This is a genomic window from Arthrobacter sp. GCM10027362, assembly GCF_042679445.1.
GTDB lineage: Bacteria > Actinomycetota > Actinomycetes > Actinomycetales > Micrococcaceae > Crystallibacter.
Genome location: NZ_JBHTML010000200.1, coordinates 1 through 6,913, shown reverse-complemented (window position 1 = coordinate 6,913; position 6,913 = coordinate 1). Strand labels below are relative to the sequence as shown.

Annotated in this window: 7 protein-coding genes and 1 pseudogene; 6 read left to right on the top strand and 2 right to left on the bottom strand. The window is 69.1% G+C overall.

Annotated features, from left to right (window positions below; genetic code table 11):
- The 3 genes and pseudogenes from ACFQ36_RS19400 to ACFQ36_RS19390 all read left to right on the top strand — a co-directional run.
- Positions 1 to 190, top strand: a pseudogene (locus ACFQ36_RS19400) (TetR/AcrR family transcriptional regulator); the annotation flags it as partial.
- A 67-nt stretch (positions 191 to 257) separates the two neighbouring features.
- Positions 258 to 1,826: an amino acid permease gene (locus ACFQ36_RS19395; protein WP_377016610.1), complete on the top strand. Its 1,569-nt coding sequence runs from the start codon at positions 258 to 260 to the stop codon at positions 1,824 to 1,826.
- A gap of 81 nt (positions 1,827 to 1,907) precedes the next feature.
- Entirely contained in the window at positions 1,908 to 2,285 is a 378-nt protein-coding gene (locus ACFQ36_RS19390) for an ankyrin repeat domain-containing protein (protein ID WP_377016612.1), read from the top strand.
- Between the two features lie 73 nt (positions 2,286 to 2,358).
- Here ACFQ36_RS19390 and ACFQ36_RS19385 read toward each other — a convergent pair whose 3' ends face one another.
- Both ACFQ36_RS19385 and ACFQ36_RS19380 read right to left on the bottom strand, forming a co-directional pair.
- Positions 2,359 to 3,858, bottom strand: coding sequence for a catalase (locus ACFQ36_RS19385; protein WP_377016608.1), 1,500 nt, complete (start codon positions 3,856 to 3,858; stop codon positions 2,359 to 2,361).
- A 21-nt stretch (positions 3,859 to 3,879) separates the two neighbouring features.
- Entirely contained in the window at positions 3,880 to 4,365 is a 486-nt protein-coding gene (locus ACFQ36_RS19380) for a Fur family transcriptional regulator (RefSeq protein WP_377016606.1), read from the bottom strand.
- A 111-nt stretch (positions 4,366 to 4,476) separates the two neighbouring features.
- Between ACFQ36_RS19380 and ACFQ36_RS19375 the strand changes: the two genes are divergently transcribed.
- The 3 genes from ACFQ36_RS19375 to ACFQ36_RS19365 all read left to right on the top strand — a co-directional run.
- Positions 4,477 to 5,223, top strand: coding sequence for an alpha/beta fold hydrolase (locus ACFQ36_RS19375; RefSeq protein WP_377016604.1), 747 nt, complete (start codon positions 4,477 to 4,479; stop codon positions 5,221 to 5,223).
- On the top strand, positions 5,220 to 5,933 hold the full coding sequence (locus ACFQ36_RS19370; protein ID WP_377016602.1) for an esterase/lipase family protein: 714 nt from the start codon (positions 5,220 to 5,222) through the stop codon (positions 5,931 to 5,933). The genes ACFQ36_RS19375 and ACFQ36_RS19370 overlap by 4 nt, the downstream gene beginning before the upstream one ends.
- Positions 5,934 to 5,972: 39 nt before the next feature.
- Positions 5,973 to 6,913: MFS transporter (locus tag ACFQ36_RS19365; protein ID WP_377016600.1), on the top strand; the 941-nt coding region annotated here is incomplete at its 3' end.

Genomic DNA, 6,913 nt, shown 5'->3' with positions numbered 1-6,913 from the left:
CCGGGCGGACTGGCTGCGGGCCCGGGGCATTGCCGAACCGGAAGCCGCGGCGCGGGGCCGGCTGCTCGCGGCCGCCGTGCACGGCCTGCTCTACGATTTCGTGGTCACCGGGCAGCGGCAGGAAGCCACCGCGGCCTTCGAGGCGCTGCTGGACTCCTTCCTGGCCGGGCTCGAGCCGCCCCGGCCGTAAGCCGTCCGGCCCCACCGGCCGGCCGCGAAGGGTATTCTTCAACGGCCAACGCGGGAATACTTGACCCATGAGCCTGTTCCGAACCAAGTCGATTGAGCAGTCCATCGCGGACGCGGACGAGCCGGGCCATCAGCTCAAGCGCACGCTGAGTACCTTCGACCTGATGATCCTGGGCGTGGCGGTCGCGGTGGGCGCCGGCATCTTTTCCGTGGGGGCGAAGGCCGCCGCCAGCTATGCCGGTCCGGCCGTGACCCTGTCCTTCGTGCTGGCCGCCATCACCTGCGCGCTGGCCATCATGTGCTACGCCGAGTTCGCCTCCACCATTCCGGTGGCGGGCAGTGCCTACACCTACACGTATGCCACTGCCGGCGAGCTGCTGGCCTGGATCATCGGCTGGGACCTGATCCTCGAATTGCTCACGGCCGGGGCCGTCATCGCCAAGTACTGGGGGATCTACCTCAGCAACGTCTTCTCCCTGTTCAACCTGGACGTGCCCTCGACGGTCAGCCTCCTGGGCCTGCAAATGACCTGGGGTCCATTCCTGATCGTCGCCATCTTCACCACGCTGCTGGTGCTGGGCACCGAGCTTTCGGCCCGGGTGAACAACGTCTTCACGGTGATCAAGGTCGGCATCGTCCTGTTCGTCATCGTGGTCGGCTTCCTGTACGTGCGGCCGGAAAACTACACGCCCTTCGTCCCCGCATCCGTCCCCACCGGCGGCAGCGGCGGGGGCAGCGTCTGGACCCAGTCGCTCTTCTCCTTCCTCAGCGGCGCCGAACCGGCGCAGTACGGGGCCCTGGGCATTTTGGCCGGGGCGGCGCTGGTGTTCTTTGCGTTCATCGGCTTCGACGTCGTCGCCACCAGCGCCGAGGAAGTGCGCAGCCCGCAGAAGACGCTGCCGCGGGGCATTTTCGGCGGCCTGATCATCGTGACCATCCTGTACATCCTGGTTACCCTGGCACTGACCGGCATGGTTTCCTACCGGGACCTGGCCGCGGCCGAGAACCCCTCGCTGGCCACCGCGTTCATTGACGTCGGCGCCAACTGGGCGGCCCAGGTCATTTCGGTGGGCATCCTGATCGGTCTGACCACGGTGATCATGGTCCTGCTGCTCGGGCTGGCGCGCGTGGTCTTCGCGATGAGCCGCGACGGCCTGCTGCCGCGCTGGCTGAGCCACACCACCGAGCACCACAAGACGCCGGCGCGCGTGCAGATCCTCTCCGGCGTGCTGGTGGCGGTCCTGGCCGGGTTCACCAACGTGGACGTGCTGGAGGAGATGATCAACATCGGCACGCTCTCGGCCTTCGTGCTGGTCAGCATCGGCGTCGTCGTGCTGCGGAAGAAGCGGCCGGACCTGCCGCGCGCCTTCCGGGTGCCGGGCTCGCCGGTGGTGCCCGTCCTGGCCGCGGTGCTGTGCTTCTGGCTGATGCTGAACCTGACCACGCTCACCTGGCTGCGCTTCGCCATCTGGCTCATCATCGGGCTGGTGATCTACTTCGCCTACGGCCGCGGGCATTCGCGGCTGAACCACCCGGAACTGATTACGCTGGAGCACCAGCGCGAGGAACAGCACCGGCTGGAGCACGAGCGGCGGGTGCACGAGCGCGGCGAGCACCGGCACCACGGTTCCGGATAACCGGAACGGCAACAGCCGGGGCGCGGCGGGGAAACCGCGGACCCGGGCCTCTTCGCCTACGCTGGAACCGTGACGGATAACATCCCTTTGAATGAAGAACAGACCAGGCGGGTTGTCGAGCTGGCCATGGACCTGGCCCGCGAGGGCAGGACCGGAGAGCTGGCCGAATTTCTCGACCACGGATTGCAGCCGGACCTGGCCGATGCGGGCGGCAACACCCTGTTGATGCTGGCCGCCTACCACGGGCATGAAGAGACCGTGGGCATGCTGCTGGAACGCGGCGCCAATCCCAATATCCGCAATGGCCGCGACCAGACCCCGATTGCCGGGGCACTGTTCAAAGGCGAAGACGCGGTGGTGGCCAGGCTCCTCGCGGCCGGGGCCGAGCTGGACACAGGTACGCCGACCGCGCGCGAAGCGGCCGCGATGTTCGGCCGGGAGCACCTGCTCGGGAAATGAGAATTGCCCGGGGCCGGCCGCAGGGGCCGGTCCCGGGCAATTCCTTAACCGTTAGACGGCAATTCCTTAACCGTTAGACGGAGTCGGAGTTCACGTCTACCTTGGAGAGCTTCTCGGCACGCAGGGCCTCGATCGCCTTGCGCACGCCTTCGCCGTAGGCCGGGTCGGCCTTCGTGCAGTTGGCGATGTGCCGCTCGATCGTGGCCTGGGAGGCCCCGTCGATGGCGCGGGCGGTGTTCTCGAAGAGCACCTGCTGCTGCTCGGCGGTCATCTTCTCGCGGAAGAGGATGCCGGCCTGCTCGAAGTAGTTGTCGTCGTCCTCGCGGTAGTCGAACCGGTCGGCGACTGCGCCCACGCCCAGCTGCGGCTCGCGGTAGGCCGGCTGCTCTTCCCAGCGGCCGTAGGAGTTCGGGTTGATGCCGGGGGTCGCACCCTGGTTGCCGTCGATGCGCATGGCGCCGTCGCGGTGGAAGGAGTTCACGACCCTGGCCCCGCGCGGGTAGTTCACCGGGATCTGGTGGTGGTTCACACCCAGGCGGTAGCGCTGGGCGTCGCCGTAGGAGAACAGGCGGCCCTGCAGCATCCGGTCCGGGGAGAAGCTGATGCCCGGCACGACGTTGGCCGGCGAGAAAGCGGCCTGCTCGACGTCGGCGAAGTAGTTCTCCGGATTGCGGTTGAGCTCGAACTCGCCCACCTCGATCAGCGGGTAGTCCTTCTTGGACCAGACCTTGGTCAGGTCGAACGGGTGGTACTTGTACGCGGCCGCATCGGCTTCCGGCATGACCTGCACGAAGAGCGTCCACTTGGGGAAGTCGCCGCGCTCGATCGCCTCGAACAGGTCGCGCTGGTGCGACTCGCGGTCCTCGCCCACCAGCTTGGCAGCCTCTTCGTCGGTGAGGTTCTTGATGCCCTGCTGGGTGCGGAAGTGGAACTTGACCCAGTACCGCTCGCCGGTCTCGTTGTAGAAGCTGTAGGTGTGCGAGCCGAAGCCGTGCATGTGGCGGTAGGAGGCCGGGATGCCGCGGTCCGACATCACGATGGTGACCTGGTGCAGGGCCTCGGGCAGGTTGGTCCAGAAGTCCCAGTTGTTCTCGGCGCTGCGCAGGTTGGTGCGCGGGTCGCGCTTGACGGCATGGTTGAGGTCGGGGAACTTCAGCGGGTCGCGGAAGAAGAACACCGGGGTGTTGTTGCCCACCACGTCCCAGTTGCCCTCTTCGGTGTAGAACTTCACCGCGAAGCCGCGGATGTCGCGCTCGGCGTCGGCCGCGCCGCGCTCGCCGGCCACCGTGGAGAACCGGACGAACATCTCGGTCTGCTTGCCGATCTCGGAGAAGATCTTGGCGCTGGTGTACTTGGTGATGTCGTGCGTGACCGTGAAGGTGCCGAAGGCGCCGGAACCCTTGGCGTGCATGCGGCGCTCGGGGATGACCTCGCGGTCGAAGTGCGCCAGCTTCTCCAGGAACCAGACGTCCTGCAGCAGCATCGGGCCGCGCGGTCCGGCCGTCAGGCTGTTCTGGTTCTCGGCCACGGGCGCGCCGGCGACGGTGGTCAACGGCTTGGTGTTATCAGCCATCTTCTTCTTTCTGTGGTCGGGTTAGTGGTTGCGGGAGGATCCGGCTGGGGATTGTGCGGCGGCCCGGCAGTCGGCGCAGATGCCCTGGTAGAGCACCTCCGCCACCTGGATGGTCATGCCGTGCGTGTCGGACGGGGTCAGACAGGGGGCATGGCCCACCGCGCAGTCCACATCCTCGATCCGCCCGCAGGAGGTGCACACCGCATGGTGGTGGTTGTCCGCCACCCGGGTTTCGTAGCGGGCCGGGCTGTGCGGGACCTCGATCCGGCGCAGCAGCCCGGACTCGGTCAGGTCCGACAGCACCACGTAGACGGACTGCACGGTGATTCCCGGCAGTTCCGCCCGGACGGTGCCGGCGACCTCCTCCGCCACGGCGTGCGGTGCGTGTTCGACGGCGTCCAGCACGGCCAGGCGCTGCCGGGTGACCCGGCGCCCGTGCTCATGCAGGCGCGCAGCCCAGCGGGCCTCGCGCGCTCTGCGCTCCGTAGTGGGTACTGTCGAACTCATGTGGCCATGTAACCATATAATTATGAGTAATTCATAATAAGGCGGGATTATTTTTTGGCGTGTCGCGCCGGCAGGAGGTCGGCCCGCCCGGCGCGGACGGAAGGGGCGGATGTGCACATTGGCGGCAGGACGCGGCGCCTGAGCGTTGACGGCTTCGAGTTCGGAATCGAGACCCGGGGAGCGGGGGCTGATGAGTTCGCGCTGGTGCACGGGATCGGCATGTCCCCCCGGTACTTCGACCCGCTGGTGCGCGAGCTGGCGCCTTCGGCCAAGGTGCATGCCCTGCACCTGCCCGGCTTCGGCCGGACCCGGCGTCCGCGCCGGTCCTTGTCGATGCAGGACTTCGGCCGCCTTTCCGCGCAGGCGCTGCGCGGACTGGGGGCGGGCCCGGCCATCGTGGTCGGGCACTCCATGGGCTGCCAGGTCGCCGTCGAAATGGCGTTGGCCGACCCTGCCGCCGTCCGCGCGCTGGTCCTGCTCGGACCCACCACCAACCGCCGGGAGCGCAGCGCCTGGCGGTTGGGGCTGCGGCTGGCCCAGGACACCCTCCGGGAACCGCCCGGGGCGAACTGGACGGTCTTCAGCGACTACGCCCGCTGCGGGCCGCGCTGGTACTTCGCCACCGTGCCGCACATGATCGGGCACCGGCTCGAGGAGCGGCTGCCGCTGGTCGGCGTGCCGGTGCTGCTGCTCCGGGGCGAACACGATCCGATTGCCCCGGGCTCCTGGCTGGCCGAACTGCTGGCTGCCGGCGGCAGCGCGGCCGCGGCCGAGGTCCCGGGGGCTCCCCATGTGGTGATGTACCGGAGCCCGCAGACGGTCGCCCGGCACTGCCTGGACCTGGCGGTCAGGCCATGAGGACCCCGGGACGCGCCGCCGCCCGGCTGCTGGCCCGCGGCTGGTGGTGGCTGCTGGATTACCGCTACGCGGCCTGGTGGCAGCTGCACGGCCTGCTTTTCCGGGCCGACCCGTCACCCTACCTGCAGGCTCCGCGCGGGAACCGGCCGGTGCTGCTGATCCCCGGGGTGTACGAGAACTGGCAGTTCATGCACCGGATTGCCCGCCGGCTGCACGAGGCCGGCTATCCGGTGCACGTGGTCAAGCCGTTGGGCTACAACCGGGGCGAGCTGGGCCGCATGGCAGCCCTGGTCGCCGGCTACCTGCAGGAGGCGGACCTGCGGGAGGTGACCATCGTGGCGCACAGCAAGGGCGGGCTGGTCGGCAAGCGGGCGATGATCCTGCCGGCCTCGGCCGGACGGATCCGGCACATGGTGGCCGTGAACACCCCGTTCTCCGGTTCCGTCTACGCCCGGCTTTTCCTGGTCCCGAGCATCCGCGCATTCTCGCCGCGCGACCGCAGCCTGCGCGCGCTGGCCGCGGACCTGTCCGTCAACCACCGGATCACCTCCGTCTACAGCGCCTTCGACCCGCACATTCCCGGCGGCAGCCATCTGCCGGGGGCCCGGAACATCAGGCTGGAGGCGGCGGGGCATTTCCGCGTGCTGGACGATGCCCGGCTGCCCGGGATCCTGCTGCGGGTCCTGGCCGGACCGGCTGCCCCGGACTAGCTCGCTGCCCGGCGCAGGCAGCTTGCGTAGACTCGGCTCATGCCCCAACTGCTTGCCGACATCACGCCGCTGAAGGAGAGCCCGGACTTCCGGCGCATGTGGATCGGCACCTCGCTCTCGTCCGTCGGCGCCCAGTTGACGCTGGTGGCGGTGAGCCTGCAGGTCTACCAGTTGACCGGCTCGACGCTGGCCGTGGGCGCCATCGGCGTGGTCGGCCTGGTCCCGCTGGTACTGGCCGGACTCTACGGCGGTGCGATGGTCGATGCGCACGACCGCCGCAAGGTGGCGCTGTATTCGGGCCTGGTGCTCTGGGGGTGCAGTGCCGCCTTCGCCCTCCACGCGTGGCTGGGACTGCGCGAGGTATGGCTGCTCTACCTGCTCATTGCCGTGCATTCGGCGGCGGCCGGGATCAACCAGCCGGCCCGCAGCGCGATCGTGCCGCGGCTGGTCCGGCAGGAGTCCCTGCCGGCGGCCAATGCGCTGACCATGATGACCTTCGGCCTGGGCATGACCCTCGGCCCGCTGCTGGCCGGCGTGCTCGTGGCCGGTGCCGGCTTCGGCTGGACCTACACCATCGACGTGCTGACCTTCACCGCCGCGATCTGGGCCCTGTTCAAGCTCCCGCCCGTGCCGCCCGAGGGCGAGGTCCGCCGGGCAGGACTGCACTCGGTCCTGGAGGGCCTGCGGTTCCTGCGCACCCGGCCGAACGTGCGGATGACCTTCCTGGCCGACCTGGCCGCGATGATCATGGCGCAGCCGCGGGCGCTGATGCCCGCCATCGGGGCGGTCATTATCGGCGGCGGCGAGGCGACCGCCGGCATCCTGCTCGCCGCGGTGGCGGCAGGCGCGTTCCTGGCCGCGCTTTTCTCCGGCCCGGTCGGCCGGATCCACCGCCAGGGCCTGGCCGTGCTGGTCTGCGTGGCGATCTGGGGCGCCGCCGTCGCCGGGTTCGGGGCCGTCGTCGTACTGGCCGGCAAAGA